Genomic DNA, 23,388 nt, shown 5'->3' with positions numbered 1-23,388 from the left:
ATGAGCGACCGCATCCTGTTCCACCTCGACGACGAGCTCGTCGAAGCCCACGCCGGCGAGACCATCTGGCAGGTCGCCAACCGTCTGGGCACCGAGATCCCGCATCTCTGCTACGCCGACGAGCCGGGCTACCGCGCGGACGGCAACTGCCGGGCTTGCATGGTCGAGATCGACGGCGAGCGCGCCATGTCGGCCTCCTGCGTGCGTCACCCGACGCCGGGCATGCGCGTCCGCTCGGCCAGCGAGAACGCCAAGTTCGCCCGCAAGATGGTCATCGAGATGCTGGTCGCCGACCAGCCGAAGCGGGAGGAGGCCCACGACCCGGACAGCAAGTTCTGGCGCTGGGCCGACCGTCTGGAGGTCTCGGACAGCCGCTTCCCCAGCCGGGAATGCGCGCCGAAGCCCGACTTCAGCCACCCGGCCATGGCGGTGCAGCTCGACGCCTGCATCCAGTGCAACCTGTGCGTCCGCGCCTGCCGCGAGGTCCAGGTCAACGACGTCATCGGCATGGCGCTGCGCGGCCACAAGGAGACGATCGTCTTCGACTTCGCCGACCCGATGGGCGACAGCACCTGCGTCGCCTGCGGCGAATGCGTCCAGGCCTGCCCGACCGGCGCGCTGATGCCGAAGACCCAGGTGGACATGACCAGCGGCGTCTTCGCCGCCGCCCCGGACCGTCAGGTCGACAGTGTCTGCCCCTATTGCGGCGTCGGCTGCCAGCTCACCTACAACATCAAGGACGAGAAGCTGCTGTCGGTGACGGGCCGCGACGGTCCCGCCAACAAGAACCGGCTGTGCGTGAAGGGCCGCTTCGGCTTCGACTACATCCACCACCCGCACCGCCTGACCAAGCCGCTGATCCGCAAGGAGGGCGTGTCCAAGCACGACGTGGACATCGACCCGCTCAACCCGCTGACCCATTTCCGCGAGGCGAGCTGGGAGGAGGCCCTGGAGGTCGCCACCGCCGGCCTGCGTAAGATCCGCGACGAGCGGGGCGGTTCGGCGCTTGCCGGCTTCGGCTCGGCCAAGGGCTCCAACGAGGAAGCCTACCTGTTCCAGAAGCTGGTGCGCGTCGGCTTCGGCACCAACAACGTCGACCATTGCACCCGGCTGTGCCACGCCTCCTCGGTGGCGGCGCTGATCGAGGGCATCGGGTCGGGCGCGGTGACGGCTCCCTTCATGGCGGCCAAGGACGCCGAGGTGATCGTCGTCATCGGTTCCAACCCGACGGAGAACCACCCGGTCGCCGCGACCTTCTTCAAGAACGCGGCCAAGCGCGGCGCCAAGCTGGTCATCATGGACCCGCGCGGCCAGGTGCTAAAGCGTCACGCCAGCCATATGCTCCAGTTCAAGCCGGGCCGCGACGTGCCGATGCTGAACGCCATGCTGAACGTCATCATCAGCGAGGGGCTGTACGACGCGCAGTATGTGGCGGAGCACACCCAGGACTTCGAGGAGCTGCGCGCCCACATCGCCAGCTTCACCCCGGAGGCCATGGAGCCGGTCTGCGGCATCCCGGCGGAGCAGCTCCGCGAGGTTGCGCGCCTCTACGCCACCTCCAAGGGCTCGATCATCTTCTGGGGCATGGGCGTGTCGCAGCACACCCATGGCACCGACAACGTGCGCTGCCTGATCGCCCTGTCGCTGGTCACCGGCCAGATCGGGCGCCCCGGCACCGGCCTGCACCCGCTGCGCGGCCAGAACAACGTCCAGGGCGCCTCCGACGCCGGCCTGATCCCGATGATGTTCCCGGACTACCGTCCGGTGGACGATCCCGAGGTCCACGCCTTCTACGAGGATTTCTGGGACACCAAGCTCGACTCCAAGCGCGGCCTGACCGTCGTGGAGATCATGGACGCGATCCACGCCGGCTCGCTGAATGGCATGTACGTGATGGGCGAGAATCCGGCCATGTCCGACCCGGACGTGGAGCACGCCCGCGACGCGCTCGCCAAGCTCGACCATCTGGTGGTGCAGGACCTGTTCCTGACCGAGACGGCCAAATACGCCGACGTGGTTCTGCCCGCCTCGGCCTGGCCGGAGAAGACCGGCACGGTGACCAACACCAACCGCCAGGTCCAGCTCGGCCGGCAGGCCCTGCCGCCTCCGGGCGAGGCCCGGCAGGATCTGTGGATCGTCAACGCCATGGCCCGCGGCCTGGGTCTGGACTGGAACTACGAGCATCCGCGCGACGTGTTCCGGGAGATGAAGGGGGCGATGCCGTCGCTCGACAACATCACCTGGGAGCGGCTGGAGCGTGAGCGTTCGGTCACCTACCCCAGTCTGTCCGCGGACGATCCGGGTCAGGAGATCGTCTTCGGCGACGGCTTCCCCACGGCCACCGGCCGCGGGCGTCTGGTCCCCGCCGACGTGATCCCGCCGGCCGAGGAGCCGGACGCCGAGTTCCCGATGGTCCTGACCACCGGGCGCCAGCTGGAGCATTGGCACACCGGGTCGATGACCCGGCGCGCCCAGGTTCTGGACGATCTGGAGCCGGAGGCGGTGGCCTACATGAGCCCGGCGGACCTGCGGCGGATGGGCGCCAAGGGCGGCGACCGCATGAAGGTCACTACCCGGCGCGGCACCATCGAGCTGAAGGCGCGGTCGGACTACAACGTCCCGTCCGGGCTGGTGTTCGTGCCCTTCTGCTACGCCGAGGCGGCGGCCAACGTGCTGACCAACCCGAAGCTGGACCCCTACGGGAAGATTCCCGAGTTCAAGTTCGCCGCGGCCCGAATCGAGCCGGCGGCATAGCCAACCGGCGGCCCCCGCTCCCCGCAAGGGAGAACCGGGGGCCGCCACACCCGAGGACGACAACGGCGCGATGCAACAGCGCCGGACGATTTCGAGAGGGATGGAGCGATGAAGACGCAAGCGCTGATGATGGCACCCCCGGCCCCGCGGGCCGAAGGCCGCGCGGAAACCGTGGACCGTGCGGCGAAGGGCAATCTCGTGCAGTCGCTGTCGCGGGCACTGAGCATCATGACCATCCTCGGCCAGTCGGACAGCCCGATGAGCCTGACCGCGGTGGCCGAAGCGGCGCATCTCTCGCCCTCCACGGCGCACCGTCTGCTGACCACCCTGCAGGAGGAGCGTTACGTGCGCTTCGACCAGGGAAAGCGCGGCTGGGCGGTCGGGGTGCAGGCCTACATGACCGGCACCGGCTTCCTGAAGACGCGCAGCCTGCTCGACGTCGCCCGCCCGCGGATGCGCCGGCTGATGGAGGAGACCAGCGAGGTCGTCAATCTGGCCATCGAGGAGAACGGCGAGGCCATCTATCTGCACCGCGTCGGCGGTCCGCGCGTCGCCCAGGCAGCGCTGCCCGTCACCGACCGCACGCTGCTGCACTGTTCCGCGGTGGGCAAGGCGCTGCTCGCCGGCATGCCCGACACGCGGGTGCAGAGCATCGTGACCCAGCGCGGCATGCGCCAGTTCACCCGGACCACCGTGTCGTCGATCCCGGCGCTGCACCGGGAGCTGATCCTGACGCGCGACCGCGGCTACGCCGTGGACCAGGAGGAGCGGGTCAGCGGCCTGCACTGCGTCGCCGCGGCGATCTACGACGAGCAGGCCCGCGTCATCGGCGCCCTGTCGCTGTCGAGCACCAACCGGCGCCTGGACGACGCCCGCGTCGTGGCCTTCGGCGAGATGGTCAAGCGCACCGCCGCGGCGGTGACCGCCGAGATCGGCGGGCGTTTTCCCACCTGATCCCCGGGCCTGATCCCTGGGCCTGATCCGGAACACCCTTACGGAATTCGAATTCGCGCCGGCCGGGAGGCGCGATCCGCCCCGATCCGCAAATCCTTCGGATTGGGTTGGGGCGGCTGTTACCCCGGTTTTCCTTCCTGTCACGTAGTGCTGCCCTGAAGAAACTGACCGCGCCCGCAACGGCGCGGTCTTTTTTTGGCAAAATACTTTGTTTCCGCAATGTGGAAACTTAAGATTCCTTGTTGCGTCCCGACGAAGACTCGGGCATCATTCTTCTTACACAGGGTTCATCACCCTTTGTATCGGGCGGGTTGTTGCTCCGCATTATATGCGAGCCTCTCGGATACTGGCCGTGCTGGAAACAGCACGGCCTTTTTATTGCCGAGGCGGAGCCGGATGAGGAGGCCATGCTGCGGTGCGGCAAAACAGCGCGGATGTCACCGCGGATCGAGCAGGCGCGGGCCGGGCCCGTCCTCCGACAGCTCGTCCCAGGGATTGCGCAGCGGGCACTCACCGAGCGACAGGCAGCCGCAGCCGATGCACCCCTCCAGCCCGTCGCGCAGCTTGGTGAGCACGGCGATGCGCTCGTCCAGGTCCGCTTTCCAGGCTGCGGACAAGCGTTTCCAGTCCTCTGCGGTGGGGGTGCGGCCGTCCGGCAGGGTCTTCAGCGCCTGCGCGATGGTGGCCAGGGGAACGCCCAGGCGCTGGGCCACCTTGATGACGGCGATGCGCCGGAGCACGTCGCGGGGGAAGCGGCGCTGGTTGCCGCTGCTCCGCCAGCTCGCGATCAGCCCCTTTGATTCGTAGAAGTGGATGGTGGACACTGCCACACCGGAGCGTTCCGCGACCTCGCCCACGGAAAGGTCCTTGTCCATGTCGGCGGGATCGAGAATCGCCATCGCCGGGCCTCCCCTGGGGTTCGGAACCTCTTGACCTCAAGTGAAGTTGAGGTCGTATCGAGAGAGAGTCAACAGCGCGCCGCATCGAGGGTAGCCGATGATTTCACCAACCTCCGTCGACTGGACTTCGCTCAACACCCTGCGCGCCACGCCGGGGCCGGAGGTGACGGCTCTGCCGGCCTCGTTCCTGACGATCACCAAGGCCGCGAACCTGAAGCCGGCCATCGTCCGCCCGGTGTTGGACGGGCTGCTGCGCCAGGGCTTTGTGCGCGAATACGAGACCCAGTACGGCAAGGCCTACGCCCGCACGCCGGAGGGCAACCAGCGCATCCGTGAAGTGAGGGAGTGGCTGCGCTGAAAGCGCTCTCTCTCCCTGGAGAGAGCGGGCCCTGGAGAGAGCGGGGCGCCGGGCGCACAAAAAGGAACGGCGCCCCTTTTGGGGGCGCCGTCTTCGCGAGGTGTGCCGTCAGACTGTCGGGAAGCGATCAGACAACCTTGTTGGCGTGCAACTCGGCGATCTGCTGCGGGGTGTAGCCGAGGCTGGCCAGAACCTCGTCGGAGTGCTCACCGAGCAGCGGCGACCCGGTTACTTCGACGGTCATGTCGGAGAACTTGATCGGGCTGCCGACGGTCAGGTACTTGCCGCGGGCCTTGTGGTCGACCTCGACGATCGTGCCACTCTTGCGGAGCGACGGGCACTCGGCGATTTCCTTCATGGTCAGCACCGGGGCGCACGGGATGTCGAACTTGCGCAGGATGTCGACCGCCTCGTACTTCGTCTTGTCGGCCAGCCAGCCTTCGATGAAGGCGAAGATGTCGAAGATCTTGTCCTGACGCGCCTGGGCGGTGTTGTAGGCCGGATCGTCGATCCACTCCGGCTTGCCGAGAGCCTTACAAATCGGCGCCCAGGCGTGGCCCTGGATGGTGAAGTAGATGTAGGCGTTCGGGTCGGTCTCGGCGCCCTTGCACTTCAGGACCCAGCCCGGCTGACCGCCGCCGCCGGCGTTGCCGCCACGCGGAACCACGTCGGAGAACTCGCCGTGCGGGTACTGCGGGTACTCTTCCAGGTAGCCGACGCGGTCGAGACGCTGCTGGTCGCGCAGCTTGACGCGGCAGAGGTTGATGACCGAGTCCTGCATCGACACGGCGACCTTCTGGCCCTTGCCGGTCTTCGAACGGCCCATGAGGGCGGTCAGGATGCCGATGGCGAGGTGCATGCCGGTGTTGCTGTCGCCGAGAGCGGCGGCGCTGACGGTCGGCGGGCCATCCCAGAAACCGGTGGTCGAAGCCGCACCGCCGGCGCACTGGGCGACGTTCTCGTAGACCTTCAGGTCTTCGTAATGGTGGCCGTCGCTGAAGCCCTTCACCGAGGCGACGATCATGCCCGGGTTCAGCTCGTTGATGCGCTCCCAGGTGAAGCCCATGCGGTCGAGCGCGCCCGGACCGAAGTTCTCCACGAGGACGTCGGACTCCTTGATCAGCTTCTCAAGGATTTCCTTGCCCTGCGGGGTCTTGGTGTCCAGCGTCAGCGAGCGCTTGTTGCTGTTCAGCATCGTGAAGTAGAGCGCGTCCGCTTCGGGAATGTCACGGAGCTGGTTGCGGGTGACGTCGCCGGAACCCGGCCGCTCCACCTTGATGACGTCCGCGCCGTACCAGGCGAGGAGCTGCGTGCAGGCGGGGCCGGCCTGAACGTGGGTGAAGTCGATGATCTTGATTCCTTCGAGCGGCTTGCTCATGGCTCGTTTACTCCCTCTCACTTATTGCGATGCCGTTGTTGAGCACTGGACAACACGGACAAACTGGCGGGATGGGTTGTGGTTACTGGCTTGCGGACTCCAACTCCGACAGGCGTCGGCGGAGCTTGCGCTCCTCGGCCCAGCGGCTGCTCTCGTCGCGGATGATGGCGACGATTCCGGTCACCGAGCCGTCCGGCGCGGTCAGCAGGGCGACCGTGAAGGCGATGGACAGGGCGTGCCCGTCCTTGTGCAGGGCCGGGACGCGCAGCACATCGCTGCCGTAGCGCGTCTGGCCCGTGCGCATGGTGTTGGCGTAGCCGTCCCAATGGCGCTGGCGCTGGCGTTCCGGGATGATGATGTCGAGCGATTGCCCCAGCGCTTCGCCCTCCGCGAAGCCGAACATCCGCTCGGCCGCCGGATTCCACAGGGTGATGGCGCCCTGCGCGTCGGACACGACGATCGCGTCCCCGGCGGCCATGACCAGCTGTGCGAAATCGACTGTTGCGCTCATGAAAGCATTCGCTCCGACACCGGACCCGAAACCTTCCGACGCCGTCATGTTTTCTTCAAAACACGCCCGCGCCCTTGGTTTTGCACTTCGTTTCCGAAGCGCGATGGGATGTGAGATACCGTATACCAGATGCGAAATGCCTGGCAAGCCCTTTTGTGCGTTAGGCGAACTAATCGCGCTTCGGACCTTTTGCGGCAAATGCCGGAGACTGGGAGAGGGGGCGGCCCGATGCGCGCATCCGGGTCCGTTCCGGCACCAGGGAGCCGCCATGAAGCCTCCGGTATAAAACCGGCACCCGCCTCGTCCGTGGCGGATGAGGGGGAGGGAGGGCGCTCGCCACCGTTGAGCCGGCGGATGATCCGTAGCCGGCAGATATGGCCGTTCGGTTTTCGGTGTGCCAAGATGGCCGACCGCCTCTGATCCGGGGCGGCGGCTCGAACAGGGTAGGGGCATGACGGGGCGTTTCAGAACCAAGATCATCATCGGCATGACCGCTGTCCTGGCCGTGGGAGCGGCGGCGGTCACCTCGGTTTCCCTGTTCCTGTCGCGCGACGCCGCGGAGCGGGCGGTCACGACCCTGGTGGCCGAAACCGCCGACCATCACGGCGCGCGGGTGGCCGCCGACATCTCCGCCGCCCTGGCTGACGCCCGTTCCGCCGCCGCGCTGGTGGAGGTGGAACGCTCCACCGGCGCCCCGCGCCGGGAGACGGTCAACCGCTACCTCAACCGCCTGATGGCGGTCGGCCCCCTCTACGCCGGGGTGTGGGTGGACATGGCTGACGACGGCTTCGACGGGCGCGACCGCGAGGTAGCCGGGCTGGACCGCGCCGCCGAGATTCTGGGGCTGCCCGGCACCGGGCGGATGAGCCTGCTGTGGCTGCCCGGCCCCAAGGCCGACGACAGCGAGGGCTATCCCTTCTCCGACGTGAAGGAGAAGGAATATTACCGGGCCGCCGCCGCGGCCGGGAAGCCGGTGCTGACCGAACCCTATCTGGACGATCTGACCAAGACGCTGATGACCAGCGCCGCAGCACCGGTGAAGGACGGCGACCGGGTGATCGGCGTCGCCGGCGTCGACCTGACGCTGAGCGGACTGACCGATCTGGTCCGCCGCGTGAAGCCCTATGGCGACGGCCACGCGGCGGTGCTCACCGGCGCCGGGGTCTATGTGGCCCATCCCGACGCCAGCCGCCTGTCCCATCCCGCCGACGACCTGCCGGAGGAGGCGCGCCGCGCCATCGCCGAGGGGCGGGCCTACGACGGCGTCGTCACGCTCGGCGGTGCCCCCTATTACCTGCGCCTGTCGCCGGTGCGCTTCACCGGCGCCGACGGCGCGTGGTCGTTCCTGGTCGCCGCGCCGCAGGCCAGCGTGATGGCTGACGCCAACCGGCTGACCCTGCTGACCGTCCTGGTCGGGGTGGGCTGCATCCTGCTCGGCGGTCTGGTGGCGTGGCGGGTGGGCGACGGCATCGCCCGGCCGATCGCCGGGCTGACCGTCACCATGGACCGGCTGGCCGCCGGCGATCTGGCCGCCGCCATCCCCGGCGCCGACCGCAAGGACGAGGCGGGCGCCATGGCCCGCGCGGTCGGGGTGTTCAAGCAGGGTCTGGTGCAGGCCCGCGACCTGGGCCGCCAGCAGGAGGCGGAGTGGCGCGCCAGGGAGGCGCGGACCGCCACCCTCCTCGACCTGCAGCGCGGCTTCGAGGAGCGGGCGGGCGGCTTGACCGGGGCGCTGGCCTCGGCCGCGCAGCAGCTCGAATCCACCGCCCGCGCCCTCACCGGCATCGCCGAGCAGACCCACGGCCGGTCGGAGCGGATGACGCTCTCCGCCCATTCCGCCGCCGACAACGTGCAGACCGCCGCCGCCGCGACCGAGGAACTGTCGGCCTCGGTGGAGGAGATCGGGCAGCAGGTGGGTGAGTCCGCCCGCATCGCCGAGGCGGCGGTGGCCGACGTGAAGCGCGCCGACTCGGCGGTCGTCGTGCTGGCCGACAGCGCGGAGCGGATCGGCGCCGTCGTCGGCCTGATCAACGACATCGCCGGCCAGACCAACCTGCTGGCGCTCAACGCCACCATCGAGGCGGCCCGCGCTGGCGAGGCCGGCAAGGGCTTCGCTGTGGTTGCCGGCGAGGTCAAGAGCCTGGCCAACCAGACCGCCCGCGCGACCGAGGACATCGTCGGCCAGATCAAGGGCATCCGCGACGCGACGGGCGAGGCGGTGGAGGCGGTGCGCGGCATCAGCCAAACCATCGCCCAGGTCAGCCGCATCGCGTCCGGCATCGCGGCGGCGGTGGACCAGCAGTCCGCCGCCACCCGCGACATCGCCCGCAGCGTCCTGCAGGCCGCCGACGGCGCCCGCGAGGTCAGCGGCGGCATGGGCGAGATCCGGGCCGGGGCGGGCGATACGGGCGCCGCCGCCGACCAGCTCCTCGCCGCCGCCGCCGGGGTGGCCGGTCAGTCCAAGGAACTGGCGCGCGAAATCGACCGCTTCGTCGCCGGTGTCCACAAGGCGTGATCCGCGGGGCCTTCCATCTCCCCGGAAGTGAGAGGGAAGGATTGCGGGACGTTACCGCGCCCGCGCCGTAGGCAGGGTGAAGGACACCGACTCCGGGCGGCCCGGCAGGGAAAGCTGGGCCTCCACCGGGGCGCAGCGGCTGACCACGGCGCCGCGGCGCAGGACGAACAGGCGGGTGGCGCGGGTGCGGATCGCCTCCACCGGGTCGGCGGCCTGGAGCACCACCAGATCGGCGTGGCAGCCCACCTCCAGCCCGTAGCCGTCGAGGTGCAGCAGCTTGGCCGGCGCCTCGGTCACCGCGCGGAAGCAGGCGAGCATCCCATCATAGCCGGTCATCTGCCCGACATGCAGGCCCATGTGCGCGACCTCCAGCATGTCGCCGGAGCCGAGCGGGTACCAGGGGTCCATCACGCAGTCGTGACCCAGCGCCACGGTCAGGCCGGCACCCATCAGCTCCGGCACGCGGGTCATGCCGCGGCGCTTGGGATAGGTGTCGTGGCGGCCCTGGAGCGTGATGTTGATGAGCGGGTTGGCGATGACGCCGAGCTTCGCCTCGACCATCAGCGGGATCAGCTTGGAGACGTAGTAGTTGTCCATGGAATGCATGGAGGTAAGGTGCGAACCGGTCACCCGGCCCTGCATCCCCAGCCGCTGCGTCTCGTAGGCCAGCGTCTCGACATGGCGGGACAGCGGGTCGTCCGACTCGTCGCAATGCATGTCGACCAGAAGCCCGCGCTCCGCCGCGATCTCGCAAAGCAGCGTCACGGAGGCGGCACCGTCGGCCATCGTCCGCTCGAAATGCGGGATGCCGCCGACCACGTCCACGCCCATGTCGAGCGCGCGTTTCAGCAGCTCCACCGCGCCGGGCGCGCGCAGGACGCCGTCCTGGGGGAAGGCGACGAGCTGCAGATCCAGGTAGGGGGCGACCCGCCGCTTGACCTCCAGCAGCGATTCCACGGCCAGCAGGCGCGGGTCGCAGATGTCCACATGGCTGCGGATCGCCAGCAGGCCACGCGCCACCGCCCAGTCGCAATAGGCTAGCGCCCGCTCGACGATGGCGTCCTGGACGAGTTGCGGCTTCAGCTCGCCCCACAGCGCGATGCCCTCCAGCAGCGTGCCGGAGCGGTTGACCCGGGGCAGGCCGTAGCTGAGCGTGGAATCCATGTGGAAGTGCGAATCGACGAAGGGCGGCGTGACCAGCCGGCCCGTGGCGTCGATCTCCTCCCCGGCGGGGCCGGGCAGGTCCTTTTCCACCGCGGCGATGCGGCCCTCGCGGACGCCGATGTCCATGCCGGTGCGGCCGTCGGGCAGCGTGGCGCGGCGCAGGATCAGATCGAACATCAGCGTTCTCCTTTGCGGTACGGGATCATCAGCGCCCGCGGGTAGGAGGCGCGGCGCGCCACCAGCACCAGCGCCAGGATGCTCAACAGGTAGGGCATCATCAGGAACAGCTGGTAGGGCAGGACGCCCCCCGCCACCTGCTGAAGCCGCAATTGCAGCGCGTCGAAGGCGGCGAACAGCACCGCGCCCAGCAGCGCCTTGCCGGGTCGCCAGGAGGCGAAGACGACCAGCGCGATGCAGATCCAGCCGCGCCCGTTGACCATGTTGAAGAAGAAGGCGTTGAAGGCCGACAGGGTGAGAAAGGCCCCGGCCAGCGCCATCAGCGCGCTTCCCGCCACCACCGCGCCGATGCGCACCGCGGTGACGCTCAAGCCCTGGGCCTCCGCCGCCGCCGGATTCTCGCCGACCATGCGCACCGCCAGACCGACCGGCGTGCGGTAGAGGACGTAGGCGACCACGGCCACCAGGATCAGCGCCATGTAGGTCATCGGCGTCTGGGCCAGCGCGCCGGGCAGGGCCAGCGGCTGGAACGGCTCGACGGTCGGCGGGGTGCTCGCCTGCGGCAGGACGAGGCGGTAGACGAAGTAGGACAGGCTGGTGCCGAGCAGGGTGACGCCGATGCCCGCCACATGCTGCGACAGGCCCAGCGGTACCGTCAGGGTGGCGTGCAGCAGCCCCATCAGCCCGCCGCACAGCGCCGCCACCAGCACGCCGGTCCACAGGTCGGCGCCCTGGTAGACGGCCATCCAGCCGGCCATGGCGCCCATCGTCATGATGCCCTCGATGCCGAGGTTCAGCACGCCCGCCCGCTCGCACAGCAGCTCGCCCAGCGTGCCGAGGATGTAGGGGGTGGCGATGCGCAGCACCGCCGTCCAGAAGGCGGCGGAGACCAGGATGTCGAGGATCGTTTGCAACAGCTCCATGGCGCTCACCCCCGCCGCAGCCGGTAGCGCGTCAGCAGCCCGGCGACCAGCATGCACAGCAAGCTGGTGGCGACGAGCACGTCGGCGATGTAGTTGGGCACCGGCATGGCGCGGCTCATGGCGTCGGCGCCGACGAAGATGCCGGCGATGAAGACCGCGGCTCCGACCACGCCCACCGGGTGCAACTGCGCCAGCATGGCGACGACGATGCCGCTGTAGCCGAAGCCAGGCGACAGGTCGAGCGTCAGGTAGCCCTTCAGCCCGCAGACCTCGATCACCCCGGCCAGACCGGCCAGCCCGCCGGACAGCAGGGCGGTGCGCAGCATGACGCGGGTCACCGGCATGCCGGCGAAGGCCGCGGCGCGCGGGTTGGCGCCGACCGCCCGGTTCTCGTAGCCCCAGATGGTCCGGGTGTCGATCAGCCAGAGCAGGGCCGACAGGCCCAGCGCGACCAGCAGGCCGGTGTGCAGCCGCGTGCGCTCCACCAGCTTGGGCAGCTCGGCCGCCTCAACGACCGGGGCGGACTGCGGCCAGCCCATCCCCATGGGGTCCTTCAGCGCGCCCTCCAGCAGCATGGAGACGAGCAGCAGGACGATGAAGTTCAACAGCAGCGTGGTGACCACCTCGTCCACGCCGAAGCGCACCTTCAGCACGGCGGGGCCGAGCAGCGTGGCGCCCCCGGCGGCGGCCCCGGCGATCATAACGGTCGGCAGCAGCAGCCAGGCCGGCAGGTCCAGCATCCCGCCGCCCAGCACGACGGCGGCGAGCGCGCCCATGTAGAGCTGCCCCTCCGCCCCGATGTTCCACAGCTTGGCGCGGAAGGCGACGGCGGCGGCGAGGCCGGTGAGGATCAGCGGGGTGGCGCGGGTCAGCGTCTCGGTCAGGGCGAAGCGGGAGCCGGCGGCTCCCTCCAGCAGCAGGCCGTAGGCGCGCAGCACCGGCGCGCCGGTCCAGGCGACCAGCAGCGCGCAGAGCGCCAGCGCCGCCACCACTGCCGCCACAGGCGCCAGCAGGCGGGCGGCCAGCGGGGTATGCTCTCGCGGTTCAAGCCGCATGGTTTTTTCCTTGTTCGTTTTCCCTGCGGCGGCATTCAGGCACCGCCGCTGCCCCCTCCCTAACCCTCCCCCTCTTCGAGGTGGAGGGGACTGCCGCCGCTTCGCCCAAGGCACCCTCTCCCGCAACGCGGGGGAGGGTCGGGGAGGGGGCAACGGCGCCGGCAGTGCCCCTTCGCGGCAATGACGGTGGACGGTGTTGGTTCACTGGACGCCCTCCCCGACGATCTCCGGCAAAATCTCCCAATGCCCGGCCATCAGCAGGCCGAGCTGGCGGACCGACACGCGGCCGTGGGGCAGAACGGGGGTGAGGCGCCCGTGATAGGCGACGGTGATGCCGTCAGCCAGCGCCAGGATCTCGTCCAGATCCTCGGAGATCACCAGCACCCCGGCCCCGGCGGCGCGGGCCTCCAGCAGCCGCCCATGGACGTAGGACACCGCGCCGACGTCCAGGCCGCGGGTAGGCTGGCTCGCCAGGATCAGGTCCGGCCCGTGGGCCAGCGTGCGGCCCAGGATCAGCTTCTGCATGTTGCCGCCGGACAGCAGCTGCGTGCGGGCGTCCGGCCCCGGGCAGCGCACGTCGAACGCCTCGATCACCTCCTCAGCGTAGGCGCGGGCAGCCCCCCGGCGGATCAGGCCGAAGCGCTGGAAGGCGGGGTCGTGGTAGCGCTCGGCGATCAGGTTTTCCCACACCGCCATGGCGCCGACGAGGCCGGCGGCATGCCGGTCCTCCGGGATGCGGGCGACGCCGCGCCGGACCATCTCCGCCGGGCTGGCGTTCCCGGCGGCTTCTCCCTTCAGCGCCATGGTGCCGGAGTCGGGGTGGATCAGGCCGCTGATCAGCTCGGCCAGCGCGGTCTGCCCGTTGCCCGACACGCCGGCGATGCCGACGATCTGACGACGGCGCACGGTCAGGTCCACGCCGTCGAGCAGCGGGCGCCCGTGGCCGGAGGCGACGGTGACGCCGGACAGCGTCAGCACCGGCTCGCCCGGCTCCAGCGGGGCGGGGGTGGGCGGCTTCAGGGCGCGCCCGACCATCAGCTCGGCCAGCTCCTCGCGGTCGGTCTCGGCGGTCCTGCGGGTGGCGACGAGGCGCCCGCCGCGCAGCACGGCGACGGTGTCGCTGGCCGCGAAGACCTCGTTCATCTTGTGGCTGATGAAGACCACGGCCAAGCCGTCGGCGGTCAGGCGGCGCAGCGTGTCGAACAGGCTGGCCGATTCCTGCGGGGTCAGCACCGCGGTCGGCTCGTCCAGGATCAGGACGCGGGCGTCGCGGTAGAGCGCCTTCAGGATCTCGGCCCGCTGCCGCTCGCCCACCGACAGGTCGCCGACCAGCGCGTCGGGCCGCACCTCCAGTCCGAAGCGGCGGGCGAGGTCGAGCAGCTTGGCCTTGGCGGCGGCGCGGTCGGAGCGCGGTCGCCATAGCGACTCCGTGCCCACGGCGATGTTGTCGAGCACCGACAGGTTGTCGGCGAGCGTGAAGTGCTGGTGGACCATGCCGATCCCGGCGGCCAGCGCCGCGCGGGGGGAACCGGGGGGAAGCGGCTGGCCGAACGCCTCGATGCTGCCCTCGTCGGCCACGTAATGGCCGAACAGGATGTTCATCAGAGTCGTCTTGCCGGCGCCGTTCTCGCCCAGCAGGGCCAGCACCTCGCCCTTGTGGAGCGTCAGCGAGATCGAGTCGTTGGCGACGAGCGGCCCGAACCGCTTCGTGATGCCGGAGAGGCGGAGGACGATGGGGGGTGATGTCATGGATGTCCGCGGGGTGCCGGGGAGGCAAGAAACATATTCCCTCTCCCCTCCGGGGAGAGGGTTAGGGTGAGGGGGTTGCGCGTCTCGGCACGTCCGGCAAAAGCGCAACCCCCTCACCGGCCCTTCGGGCCACCCTCTCCCCAGAGGGGAGAGGGTTCGATGGCCTCCCTCACAGGAGGGAGAAGGAAATGTGGATCACATCGTCGACTTGGGCTCGTTGTCGTTCACCTTCACGGTGAACTTGCCGTCGAGGATCTCCTGCTCGCGGGCCTTCACCTTGGCTATCACCTCGGCAGGAACCTTGCCCTCGAAGGTGCCGAGCGGGGCGAGGCTGGAGCCCTTGTGGACCATCTGGCTGTAGGGGCCGTAATCCTCGGCCTTGTAGCTGCCGGCCTTCACGGCGGCGATGGCGCGGTCCACCGACGGCTCCATGTGCCACAGCGCGCTGGCGACCACCGTGTCCGGGTACTGCGGCTGGGTGTCGATGACGTTGCCGATGGCCAGGACCTTGCGCTCCTTGGCGGCGTCGGACACGCCGAAGCGCTCGGCGTACATCACGTCGGCGCCGCGGTCGATCATGGCGAAGGCGGCTTCCTTGGCCTTCGGCGGGTCGAACCAGGAGCCGATGAAGCTGACCATGAACTTCACGTTCGGGTTCACCTCCTTGGCGCCCTCCATGAAGGCGTTCATCAGGCGGTTCACCTCCGGGATCGGGTAGCCGCCGACCATGCCGATGACGTTCGACTTGGACACCGCACCCGCGATCATGCCGGTCAAATAGGCCGGCTCCTGGATGTAGTTGTCGAAGACCGAGAAGTTCGGCTCCTGCGGCTTGAAGCTGGAGCCCATGACGAAGGCGGTCTTGGGATAGTCCTTCGCGACGGCGCGGGCTGCGCGCTCGACGCCGAAGACCTCGCCGAAGACGAGCTGCTGGCCGCCCTCGGCGTACTGGCGCATCACGCGCTCATAATCGGTGTTGGCGACCGACTCGGCCCAGACATACTCGATCTCGCCGCGGGCCTCGGCGGCCTTCAGGGCGGTGTGGATGCGGCTGACCCACTGCTGCTCGATCGGCACGGTGTAGATGCCGGCGACCTTGACCTTCGACTGAGCCCAGGCGGGCAGAGCCATCACCGCGACGGCGGCCGCCGCCGCGCCGCACAGGACGGCGCGCCGCGCCACGCCCAACAGATTCCCCATTTTGCAACCCCCTCCGTCTGCTTTGCTGTTTCGGCACAGATGTGCAGCAGAGGCGTTGCAACGGCAATGCCATTCCGTGCGCGTCAGCCCTGCTGCGGCTCTCACGGGTCGGCAGGGTGGCATGTGACCAAATGGGCGGCAACGATTCTCAGCGGGTGCCGTAAAGCCGGTCGCCCGCGTCGCCCAGGCCGGGCAGGATGTAGCCGTTCTCGTCCAGCCGCTCGTCCACCGCGGCGGTGAAGACCGGCACGTCGGGGTGCGCGTCGTGGAAATTGCGCAGGCCCTCCGGGGCGGCCACCAGCACCGCCAGCTTGATCGAAGCCGCACCCGCGTCCTTCAGCCGGTGCACCGCCGCGACCGCCGTGTGGCCGGTGGCGAGCATGGGATCGACCAGGATGACCATCCGCTCCTCGATGTCCTCCGGCACCTTGAAGAAATACTCGACGGGGGTCAGCGTCTCCTGGTCGCGGTAGAGGCCGATATGCCCGATGCGGGCCGACGGCAGCAGCGTGCGCATGCCGTCCAGCAGCCCTTGCCCGGCCCGCAGGATGGAGACGAGGCACAGCTTCTTGCCGGTCAGCAACGGCGCGTCGAAGCTGGCCAGCGGCGTTTCCACCGAGCGGTCCTCCAGGGGAAGGTCGCGCGTCAGCTCGTAACCCATCAGCTGCGACACCTCCCGCATCACCTCGTGGAACCGGGCGGTGGGGGTCTCCCGCCGCCGCAGAAGGGTCAGCTTGTGCTGGACCAGAGGATGGTCGATGACGGTGAGTGTCGGAATGGGCATGGGCAACCCTTCGGGTGGTTGGCGTCACATCAGAAGACGGTTCCGTCGCTGCGGATGCGGATCGGCGGGCCGCCGCCGGGGCGGCGCTCGCGGGCGATCCGGCGTCCGGCGGTCCAGGTCCCGCCCTGGAGAACCTTGGCGAGCGGGAAGCTCTCCGCGGGCACGCCCAGACGGGCGCGCACGTCGTCGGCGAGGCGGTCGAGCAGGGCGACGGTCAGGGCGCGCCACTCCACCACCGCCTCGTCCCCCACCTCCAACTCGTCGGTGAGAAGGCGCGGGTCCTTGGGCACCAGAACGCCGCTGTCCACCAGCAGCCCGCCATTGCGGTATTCCGGCAGGCCGGTCAGCCGGTCCAGCCCGGTGACGGCGATGCCCGCCCCCTCCAGCGGCTCGACCAGCGAGTAGCTGAGCCATTGCGACAGCTTGTGGAAGGGGACGAGGCCGACCGCCGAATGGGTCCAGCTGTCGCCGAGATTGATGCCGCCGCGCTCGATCCGGCCCGGCCAGATCGGTCCCAGCCCGCGCAACACCGCGTCGAGGATGGCGGAGGCGGGAAGCGTACCGTCCACGGCCCGCGACTTCAGCGCGTCGTAGAGGGTGCCGACCCGCCCCGGCGTGCCGAACAGGTCGGGCGCGGCGGTCAGCGCGCTTCCCAGACGGTGCAGCAGGGCGGCGCGCCCCTCCAACCCGACCAGCGGGTTGTCCGGCCCGGCTTGGAAGCCACGGGCGAGCGCCGTCTCGGTCATGGCGGACAGGGCCGCCGCGTCGGCGCGCAGAGGGGCGTGGACTGGATCGTCGGCAAAGCCGCCGGAGCGGAACAGGTCGAAGCTGGCGATGGCCAACCCTTCGGAGCGGGCCAGCTCCACCCCCGCGGCGTCGCGGTAGCGCCAGCGGTCGCCCGCCCCGGCGTCGAGCAGAACGCTGGTCACCGCGAGGTCGAAGCGGATGCGCGCGGTCTCGTCGGCGTCCGCCCTCAACCCGGCGGCAAGCGTCGCCCAGCGGTCGTCGCCGTTCACCACGAAGTGCCGCCAGCGGCTGTGGTAGGGAACGTCGAGGTCCGGGTAGGACTCCCGCGTTACCGCGGCGACCAGGGCGGCGGCATCGAGCAGCCGCTCCGGGCGAAGCTCGAAATGGGCGAGGTCGCCGTGCTCGGCCTTCGCCAGGATCGCGTGGGCGCGCTGGCGCACCGCGTTGGCGGAGAGCAGCCACCCCACATCGTCGTCGCTGACGGCGCTCAATCGGTCAGCCCCCGGCCCTTGGCGACGGTCAACTCCTCCGCGGTCGGCACGGCGGGGGTGAAGTAGCCGGCGGCCTTCTTGGCGTCCATCTCCACCTTGGCGTCGTCGGGGATCAGCTCCTCCGGGATCGGGATCTGCTCGACAATCTCGATGCCGGCGCGGCGGATGGCGTCGGACTTCATGTTGCTCATCGACACCATGCGGTCGATGCGGGTGACGCCCAGCCAGTGGAAGACGTCGGGCATCAGTTCCTGGAAGCGCATGTCCTGAACGCCGGCCACGCACTCCGTCCGCTCGAAATAGGCCTCCGCGCGGTCACCGCCGGGCTGGCGCTTGCGCGCGTTGTAGACCAGGAACTTGGTCACTTCGCCGAGGGCGCGCCCTTCCTTGCGGTTGTAGATGACCAGGCCGGCGCCGTTCTCCTGGGCGGTGCGGATGCACTCCTCGACGCCGTGGGTCAGGTAGGGGCGGCAGGTGCAGATGTCGGAGCCGAAGACGTCCGACCCGTTGCACTCGTCATGGACCCGGCAGGTCACCTTGCGCGCCGGGTCGGTCAGCGCCGCCACGTCGCCCAGGATGTAGACGGTCAGCCCGTTGATCGGCGGCAGGAAGACCTTCAGGTCGGGGCGGGTCACCAGCTCCGGGAACATGCTGCCGGTGTGCTCGAACAGGCCGCGGCGCAGCGCGCTCTCGGTGATGCCGAAGCGCTTGGCGATGCCGGGGAGGAACCACACCGGCTCGATGGCGACCTTGGTCACGCGGGCGTCGCCGCTGGGCAGCAGGATCTGGCCGTCCGCCGCCAGCCGCCCGGCGCGCATGGCGTCCACCAGCTCCGGCATCTTGATGCGCGCCTTGGTCACGGCGATGGTCGGGCGGACGTCGACACCGCGCGCCAGATGATCGCCGAAGGCCTCGCTGACCATGTGGCCGAAGGGATCGATGGAGACGATCTTCTCCGGATCGCCCCATTGCGGGTGCGGGCCGATGGGCTCCGCCGGGGCGGTGTTGGTCAGGTCCGGCACGTGATAGGCGCTGAGCTGACCCGCCGCGACGGCGAGCGCCCGGTAGACCGCATAGCTGCCGGCGTGGGCGCCGATGGAATTGCGCTGCGCCGGATCGGAGAGGGAGGCGACGACCGGCCCGCGCTCCGCAGCGGTGGGGGCGCCCCAGTGGACCGGGGTGTAGCGCGGCTTGGCGCCGCCGGTCGGGTGCGAGGCGAGAACGATGTGACGTTGCGGCTGGTTGCGGCGGCTTTCCATACGGACGCTCCCGATGCCATTCACCATGCGACAGTGTGACACAGTTTCGGCGCCTGCGAACACCAAATCGAATGGCCGCAACCTCTGACGTTCGTTCGGTTTTCGACCCGCCATTTCCGCCGGGGGGCACCACCTTCGGGGAATAAGGGGTGCCCGAAATTTGTCCCAGCGCGGATGGTTGGAGCCAGAGCTTGGGCACACGATCTGCTGTTAGGATCGGGTCAACCGATCGCAGAAAAAGGATGCAGGGAATGTCCGTCCACTCAGGCGCGGGCCATTCAGGCAATGGTGGTTTCGGCAAGCGTGTGCCCGGCAAGCGTGGCTGGGGCGTGGCGCTGGGAGGCTTGGTGCTGACCGTGGCGCTGGCTGCTCCGGCCATGGCCGACGACCATGGGCGCTGGAAGAAGCACAAGCACAAGCATCACCACCGCGACCACGGCCCCGTGGTGATTTACGAGCCGCCTCCGCCGGTCGTGGTGATGCGCCGCCCGCCGCCCGTCTACTACGCCCCGGCCCCGCGTGTGGTCTACGCACCGCCGCCGCCGGTCTATTACGCGCCCGCCCCGGGTCTCAGCGTGCAGATGAACATCCCGCTGCGCTGAGTCCGCCGTCCTGCGGAAGGCGGCCCGCGACCGGGCGCGCCTTTACCGCAGGACCTTCATCGCAGGACGCGGCAGGGGTCCACGATCAGCATGTCCACCGGCTCGTCCTCGCCCTTGGCGGGCATGTCCTCGTGCTTGGGGATCAGCAAGCAACGTCCGTCCTGAAGCAGGACGGCCTTGACCCGGAACCACATCGTCTTCGGGTTGCTGCCGAAGGTGATTTCAAACGAATCGCCCGCCGCGATGCGCGCCGGCACCGGCACGTTGCCGTACTCGCGGCAGGTGTGGGTGAAGACCCAGTTGCGGCACAGCTTGAAAGTGGCTGACCCGCTGGTGGTTACCAGCGACACGCTCTGCCCCATGGCGGGGGCCGGAGACGCCTGAGCCGGCGCGCTGGCAAGCGCGGTTGCCAGGGCTGTCGCCAAAGCCGCTGTCCAAAGCGCCGCCACCATCCTCATGCTCGTCATCATCCACCATCCGTCGTGGCGCACAGTGTAGCACGCGCGGCTTCGCCCACGGGTTGACACTTCGGAAGGGCGGACTCCGCGCCGGCTCGCACCACGCTGTCCATACCGGGACGATGGGGGCATCCCGGATGTGAATGGGGTGACCTCCCGCCTGTGACCAGACTGGGGCACGGGCACCGAACGGTCCTGCGCGAGGGCGGCGGCGGTGTCCCCGGCACGTCCCCCGCAAACCCAGGGCTGGCCTGCTGTTGCGCCGCCGCATCAGGCAATGCCTGCGGTCGGCCGCTCCTATTTGCCACAAATGGTTAATTCATTTTAAAGGAATTGTTAGTATCTCGTTAACGATCCGGGGTCACGGTCTAGCCATCGAAACCGCAATGGAATAGACAAATGGCGACGACCTCCACTGGTTTGACCAAGTCCAAAATCGTCGTGAACGCCTATGGCACCTCTTCGGACGCTGTGAATCCTCACTTTCGTCTGATGATCGACGGCAAGGATGTTGGTCAGGCGTCGGTGGGCTCGGCCGAGCCGAAAGCCTATACATTCGACGTTGACGTTTCCTCTGGTCAGGCACACAAAGTCCAGGTTGTTTATGACAACGACGATGTGAACGCAGGGTCGAACCGCGACCTGGGCATCAAGTCCATCGTCATCAACGGCCACACGCTGAGCCCGACCGACGCGAGCTACGAGCGGCACGACGATGCCGGCGGGACCATGGCCGGCCAGGAAGGCCTGTGGTGGAACGGGGCGCTGAGCTTCTCCACCCCGGCGTCGCTCTACGGTGCCACGCCCGACACGGCCACCAATACGGCCACGTCCGGCAGCACCCCCGCCGCGCCGGAGGCCGACAGCGCCGCCACGGGCGGCAGCGACGCCTCCGCCGCCACCGGCTCCTCGAACATCACCATCAACGCCCGCGGCACCGCCGCGGCGGGCCAGAACGCGCACTTCACGGTGCTGGCGGACGGCAAGAAGATCGGTGAGGGCACGGCCGGCACCGAGTCCAAGGACTTCTCCTTCAAGACCGATCTGGCCGCCGATCAGGCGCACAAGATCCAGGTCCAGTACGACAACGACGCCACGGTGAACGGCCAGGACCGCAACCTGCACGTCGGCAGCGTGACCATCAACGGCCACGAATACGCCCCGACCGGCTCCGCGGTCAGCTACGACAAGGGCGCGCTCGACGGCAAGGACGTCATCAAGGGGCAGGCCGACCTGTGGTGGAACGGCACGCTGGTGGTGGAGGCCGACAAGGGCCTGTTCACCTCCGGCTCCGCCTCCGCGCCCTCCACGTCGCCGAGCACGACGCCGGCCGCCCCGGTGACCACCCCCTCCACCGACAGCGGGGCCGGGTCAAGCAGCGGCTACCTGCACACCGAAGGCAGCCAGATCGTCGACAGCGCCGGCAACAACGTGAAGCTGACCGGCGTCAACTGGTTCGGTGCGGAGGGCTATGCCTTCGCTCCGCAGGGCTTGTGGCAGGACAGCTACAAGAACATCATGAACCAGATGCAGGACCAGGGGTTCAACACCATCCGCCTGCCCTGGTCGGACGCCATGCTGGACAACGGCCGCATGCCGACCGGCATCGACTATTCGAAGAACCCGGAGCTTCAGGGCAAGACCAGCCTCGAGGTGTTCGACAAGATCATCGAATACGCCGATCAGACCGGCATGAAGATCATCCTCGACCACCACCGCTCCGGCGACGGTGCCTCGGCCAACGAGAACGGGCTCTGGTACACCGACCAGTACCCGGAATCGAAGATGATCGAAAACTGGAAGATGCTGGCTCAGCGCTACGCCGATAACCCGTCGGTCGTCGCCGCCGACCTGCACAACGAGCCGCACGGCCAAGCCACCTGGGGTGACGGCAACCAGGCCACCGACTGGAAGGCCGCGGCGGAGCGCATCGGCAATGCCGTGCAGTCGGTCAACCCGAACTGGCTGCTGATCGTCGAGGGCGTCGAGAACTCGTCCGAGGGCACCTACTGGTGGGGCGGCAACCTGGACGGCGTGAAGACCAACCCGGTCGACTTCAACGTCGACAACAAGCTGGTCTATTCCGTCCACGACTACCCGCCGTCGATGGCCGGCTTCGGCTGGTTCAACGATCCCAGCTATCCGAACAACATGAAGGACATCTGGACGGACGCCTGGGGCTGGATCGTCCAGAAGGACATCGCGCCGGTCCTGGTCGGCGAGTTTGGCACCAAGCTGGAGACCAGCCAGGACAAACAGTGGCTCGACGCCATGGTCAAGTACATGGACGGCGACTACAACGGCGACGGCAAGTCCGACCTGGCGGCGGGCGACCAGGGCGTCAGCTTCACCTACTGGGCCTGGAGCCCGGGCTCGGGCGACACCGGCGGCATCATGACCGACGATTGGACGGTGAACACGGCGAAGATGCACGCCATCGAACCGGCCCTGTTCGACGGCACCATCGCCTGATCGCACGCGTGGTCCGTTGAGGAAGCGCCCGGCATCGGAGAATCTCCGGCGCCGGGCTTCTCCCGTTTTCCAGCGCCGCCGTTACGCCGAGGCCGCTCCGCGCGGGCGGAACAGCGCTTCAGCCTCGGCCCGCGGGTCGCGGAAGAGGCTGGCCGGCTGCCCCGGACGCCCGCCGCCGGCCAGGATGGCGACCGTCTCGGCCAGCCACAGATAGGGCCCGCTGCGCCCGGCTTCGGGAAGGCGGGACAGGTCGCGCAGGTAATTGCCGACCGCCTGGGTCAGCGCCTGCTCGCCCGTGGCGCCCTGCACCCGCCCGGCGGCGGCGGCGAAGCGGCGGCGTTCCTCCGCATCCGTCTTCACCCGTTCCTCCACGGCTTTCAGAAGCGCCGCCCGGGTGCGGGAACCGTTCAGCAGGTTCAGAGCCATCACGACCGGATCGACCGGCCTCGCGGGGCGCGAAGCGGAGTCCCCCACCGTACGCCGCGGCTCGGCCCCGCGGCGCGTCGAATGTCCGTTCTGCATGGAATGTCTGGCTTTCTTTCCCCGGAAGGGCCGAGCAGCCCTTCAGATGGTGTAGGTTCCCTCGAACAGGTCGCCGAGCGCGAGGCGCATCAGGGACCGGGTCCGGGTGACGCGCCGATGCTCGTCGCGCGCGGTGACCATATGACAACGCCGGCACAGCCACCGCCGTTCCATCGCCTTCTCGGCCATCGCCTTCTCGGCGGACCGTTCGATCGCCGCGGCGCGGCGGTATTGTCCGACGATGCTGCGCGAGGTCCGGACCCCGGCATACTCGACCACGTCCGGCCAGGGGGCCGGATCGCCTTCGTCGCTGAACCAGATCCCGTCGGGCGACAGCCAGCGGCCGTCCGGCAAACAGCGCAACGTATGGCCGTGCGGCCGCCCGCAATGCTCGCACCGCGGAGCGGCAGGGCTGG

The 23,388-nt window shown here is 69.0% G+C and carries 20 protein-coding genes (1 of these 20 only partly in view); 6 read left to right on the top strand and 14 right to left on the bottom strand.

The genetic code is table 11. The features are described from left to right. Positions 1-2,754 (top strand): formate dehydrogenase subunit alpha, encoded by a 2,754-nt coding sequence (gene fdhF / locus ACWPN7_RS08495; RefSeq protein ID WP_200775754.1) that lies wholly within the window; start codon positions 1-3, stop codon positions 2,752-2,754. Between the two features lie 108 nt (positions 2,755-2,862). Next, positions 2,863-3,708, top strand: coding sequence for an IclR family transcriptional regulator (locus ACWPN7_RS08490; RefSeq protein ID WP_051140212.1), 846 nt, complete (start codon positions 2,863-2,865; stop codon positions 3,706-3,708). Positions 3,709-4,145: 437 nt separating this feature from the next. On the opposite strand, the gene soxR is transcribed toward ACWPN7_RS08490, so the two are convergent. Further along, positions 4,146-4,607, bottom strand: a complete 462-nt coding sequence (soxR, locus tag ACWPN7_RS08485; RefSeq protein WP_014200107.1) for a redox-sensitive transcriptional activator SoxR — start codon at positions 4,605-4,607, stop codon at positions 4,146-4,148. A gap of 97 nt (positions 4,608-4,704) precedes the next feature. On the opposite strand from soxR, the gene ACWPN7_RS08480 reads away from it, so the two are divergent. Then, positions 4,705-4,965 (top strand): hypothetical protein, encoded by a 261-nt coding sequence (locus ACWPN7_RS08480; protein ID WP_014200106.1) that lies wholly within the window; start codon positions 4,705-4,707, stop codon positions 4,963-4,965. Between the two features lie 127 nt (positions 4,966-5,092). Here ACWPN7_RS08480 and frc read toward each other — a convergent pair whose 3' ends face one another. Then, the gene (frc, locus tag ACWPN7_RS08475; protein WP_014200103.1) at positions 5,093-6,343 is read right to left on the bottom strand and encodes a formyl-CoA transferase; all 1,251 of its coding nucleotides are present in this window, start codon (positions 6,341-6,343) and stop codon (positions 5,093-5,095) included. An 82-nt stretch (positions 6,344-6,425) separates the two neighbouring features. Beyond that, the gene (locus ACWPN7_RS08470; RefSeq protein WP_040138264.1) at positions 6,426-6,854 is read right to left on the bottom strand and encodes a PAS domain-containing protein; all 429 of its coding nucleotides are present in this window, start codon (positions 6,852-6,854) and stop codon (positions 6,426-6,428) included. A 451-nt stretch (positions 6,855-7,305) separates the two neighbouring features. Here ACWPN7_RS08470 and ACWPN7_RS08465 point away from each other — a divergent pair, with 451 nt between their 5' ends. Beyond that, entirely contained in the window at positions 7,306-9,369 is a 2,064-nt protein-coding gene (locus tag ACWPN7_RS08465; RefSeq protein WP_451996354.1) for a methyl-accepting chemotaxis protein, read from the top strand. A 51-nt stretch (positions 9,370-9,420) separates the two neighbouring features. Here the strand turns inward: ACWPN7_RS08465 and ACWPN7_RS08460 are convergent, their stop codons facing one another. From ACWPN7_RS08460 to ACWPN7_RS08425, 8 genes are all read right to left on the bottom strand, one after another. Continuing rightward, the gene (locus ACWPN7_RS08460; protein ID WP_459198197.1) at positions 9,421-10,710 is read right to left on the bottom strand and encodes an amidohydrolase family protein; all 1,290 of its coding nucleotides are present in this window, start codon (positions 10,708-10,710) and stop codon (positions 9,421-9,423) included. Beyond that, positions 10,710-11,633, bottom strand: coding sequence for an ABC transporter permease (locus ACWPN7_RS08455; protein ID WP_459198196.1), 924 nt, complete (start codon positions 11,631-11,633; stop codon positions 10,710-10,712). The genes ACWPN7_RS08460 and ACWPN7_RS08455 overlap by 1 nt, the downstream gene beginning before the upstream one ends. A gap of 5 nt (positions 11,634-11,638) precedes the next feature. Beyond that, on the bottom strand, positions 11,639-12,688 hold the full coding sequence (locus ACWPN7_RS08450; protein WP_014200097.1) for an ABC transporter permease: 1,050 nt from the start codon (positions 12,686-12,688) through the stop codon (positions 11,639-11,641). A gap of 201 nt (positions 12,689-12,889) precedes the next feature. Continuing rightward, a complete protein-coding gene (locus ACWPN7_RS08445; protein ID WP_349621906.1) occupies positions 12,890-14,437 on the bottom strand; it encodes an ABC transporter ATP-binding protein in 1,548 nt (515 codons plus the stop codon). A gap of 195 nt (positions 14,438-14,632) precedes the next feature. Further along, a complete protein-coding gene (locus tag ACWPN7_RS08440) occupies positions 14,633-15,637 on the bottom strand; it encodes a BMP family protein (protein ID WP_149651695.1) in 1,005 nt (334 codons plus the stop codon). A gap of 148 nt (positions 15,638-15,785) precedes the next feature. Then, a complete protein-coding gene (gene upp, locus ACWPN7_RS08435; RefSeq protein WP_459198195.1) occupies positions 15,786-16,421 on the bottom strand; it encodes a uracil phosphoribosyltransferase in 636 nt (211 codons plus the stop codon). Positions 16,422-16,450: 29 nt separating this feature from the next. Beyond that, complete coding sequence (locus ACWPN7_RS08430) at positions 16,451-17,659, bottom strand: URC4/urg3 family protein (protein WP_459198194.1); 1,209 nt, start codon at positions 17,657-17,659, stop codon at positions 16,451-16,453. Continuing rightward, positions 17,656-18,918: a GTP cyclohydrolase II gene (locus tag ACWPN7_RS08425; protein WP_040138257.1), complete on the bottom strand. Its 1,263-nt coding sequence runs from the start codon at positions 18,916-18,918 to the stop codon at positions 17,656-17,658. The genes ACWPN7_RS08430 and ACWPN7_RS08425 overlap by 4 nt, the downstream gene beginning before the upstream one ends. 251 nt (positions 18,919-19,169) lie before the next feature. Here ACWPN7_RS08425 and ACWPN7_RS08420 point away from each other — a divergent pair, with 251 nt between their 5' ends. Further along, the gene (locus tag ACWPN7_RS08420) at positions 19,170-19,520 is read left to right on the top strand and encodes a hypothetical protein (protein WP_040138256.1); all 351 of its coding nucleotides are present in this window, start codon (positions 19,170-19,172) and stop codon (positions 19,518-19,520) included. A 56-nt stretch (positions 19,521-19,576) separates the two neighbouring features. Here the strand turns inward: ACWPN7_RS08420 and ACWPN7_RS08415 are convergent, their stop codons facing one another. Further along, positions 19,577-19,987 (bottom strand): hypothetical protein, encoded by a 411-nt coding sequence (locus ACWPN7_RS08415; protein WP_247881803.1) that lies wholly within the window; start codon positions 19,985-19,987, stop codon positions 19,577-19,579. Between the two features lie 390 nt (positions 19,988-20,377). Between ACWPN7_RS08415 and ACWPN7_RS08410 the strand changes: the two genes are divergently transcribed. After that, positions 20,378-22,450 (top strand): cellulase family glycosylhydrolase, encoded by a 2,073-nt coding sequence (locus ACWPN7_RS08410; RefSeq protein WP_459198193.1) that lies wholly within the window; start codon positions 20,378-20,380, stop codon positions 22,448-22,450. An 81-nt stretch (positions 22,451-22,531) separates the two neighbouring features. On the opposite strand, the gene ACWPN7_RS08405 is transcribed toward ACWPN7_RS08410, so the two are convergent. Then, the gene (locus ACWPN7_RS08405) at positions 22,532-22,876 is read right to left on the bottom strand and encodes a hypothetical protein (protein WP_247875145.1); all 345 of its coding nucleotides are present in this window, start codon (positions 22,874-22,876) and stop codon (positions 22,532-22,534) included. Between the two features lie 138 nt (positions 22,877-23,014). Further along, a protein-coding gene (locus ACWPN7_RS08400; RefSeq protein ID WP_014200085.1) for a hypothetical protein crosses the window boundary here: on the bottom strand, positions 23,015-23,388 show its 3' portion. 52 nt of this gene lie beyond the right edge of the window; the window shows 374 of its 426 coding nt (coding positions 53-426); its start codon lies beyond the right edge, outside the window — the gene reads right to left on this strand; its stop codon occupies positions 23,015-23,017.

Source organism: Azospirillum sp. UENF 312511 (assembly GCF_058780635.1).
The sequence above is the reverse complement of the archived record's forward strand: the minus strand, read 5'-3'. Positions and strand labels throughout refer to the sequence as shown.

What these genes read in the sequence shown, in the direction of transcription:
- fdhF (WP_200775754.1), top strand. Translation starts at nt 1, where the DNA reads ATGAGCGACCGCATCCTGTTCCACCTCGACGACGAGCTCGTCGAAGCC.
- ACWPN7_RS08490 (WP_051140212.1), top strand. Translation starts at nt 2,863, where the DNA reads ATGAAGACGCAAGCGCTGATGATGGCACCCCCGGCCCCGCGGGCCGAA.
- soxR (WP_014200107.1), bottom strand. Translation starts at nt 4,607, where the DNA reads ATGGCGATTCTCGATCCCGCCGACATGGACAAGGACCTTTCCGTGGGC.
- ACWPN7_RS08480 (WP_014200106.1), top strand. Translation starts at nt 4,705, where the DNA reads ATGATTTCACCAACCTCCGTCGACTGGACTTCGCTCAACACCCTGCGC.
- frc (WP_014200103.1), bottom strand. Translation starts at nt 6,343, where the DNA reads ATGAGCAAGCCGCTCGAAGGAATCAAGATCATCGACTTCACCCACGTT.
- ACWPN7_RS08470 (WP_040138264.1), bottom strand. Translation starts at nt 6,854, where the DNA reads ATGAGCGCAACAGTCGATTTCGCACAGCTGGTCATGGCCGCCGGGGAC.
- ACWPN7_RS08465 (WP_451996354.1), top strand. Translation starts at nt 7,306, where the DNA reads ATGACGGGGCGTTTCAGAACCAAGATCATCATCGGCATGACCGCTGTC.
- ACWPN7_RS08460 (WP_459198197.1), bottom strand. Translation starts at nt 10,710, where the DNA reads ATGTTCGATCTGATCCTGCGCCGCGCCACGCTGCCCGACGGCCGCACC.
- ACWPN7_RS08455 (WP_459198196.1), bottom strand. Translation starts at nt 11,633, where the DNA reads ATGGAGCTGTTGCAAACGATCCTCGACATCCTGGTCTCCGCCGCCTTC.
- ACWPN7_RS08450 (WP_014200097.1), bottom strand. Translation starts at nt 12,688, where the DNA reads ATGCGGCTTGAACCGCGAGAGCATACCCCGCTGGCCGCCCGCCTGCTG.
- ACWPN7_RS08445 (WP_349621906.1), bottom strand. Translation starts at nt 14,437, where the DNA reads ATGACATCACCCCCCATCGTCCTCCGCCTCTCCGGCATCACGAAGCGG.
- ACWPN7_RS08440 (WP_149651695.1), bottom strand. Translation starts at nt 15,637, where the DNA reads ATGGGGAATCTGTTGGGCGTGGCGCGGCGCGCCGTCCTGTGCGGCGCG.
- upp (WP_459198195.1), bottom strand. Translation starts at nt 16,421, where the DNA reads ATGCCCATTCCGACACTCACCGTCATCGACCATCCTCTGGTCCAGCAC.
- ACWPN7_RS08425 (WP_040138257.1), bottom strand. Translation starts at nt 18,918, where the DNA reads ATGGAAAGCCGCCGCAACCAGCCGCAACGTCACATCGTTCTCGCCTCG.
- ACWPN7_RS08420 (WP_040138256.1), top strand. Translation starts at nt 19,170, where the DNA reads ATGTCCGTCCACTCAGGCGCGGGCCATTCAGGCAATGGTGGTTTCGGC.
- ACWPN7_RS08415 (WP_247881803.1), bottom strand. Translation starts at nt 19,987, where the DNA reads ATGACGAGCATGAGGATGGTGGCGGCGCTTTGGACAGCGGCTTTGGCG.
- ACWPN7_RS08410 (WP_459198193.1), top strand. Translation starts at nt 20,378, where the DNA reads ATGGCGACGACCTCCACTGGTTTGACCAAGTCCAAAATCGTCGTGAAC.
- ACWPN7_RS08405 (WP_247875145.1), bottom strand. Translation starts at nt 22,876, where the DNA reads ATGGCTCTGAACCTGCTGAACGGTTCCCGCACCCGGGCGGCGCTTCTG.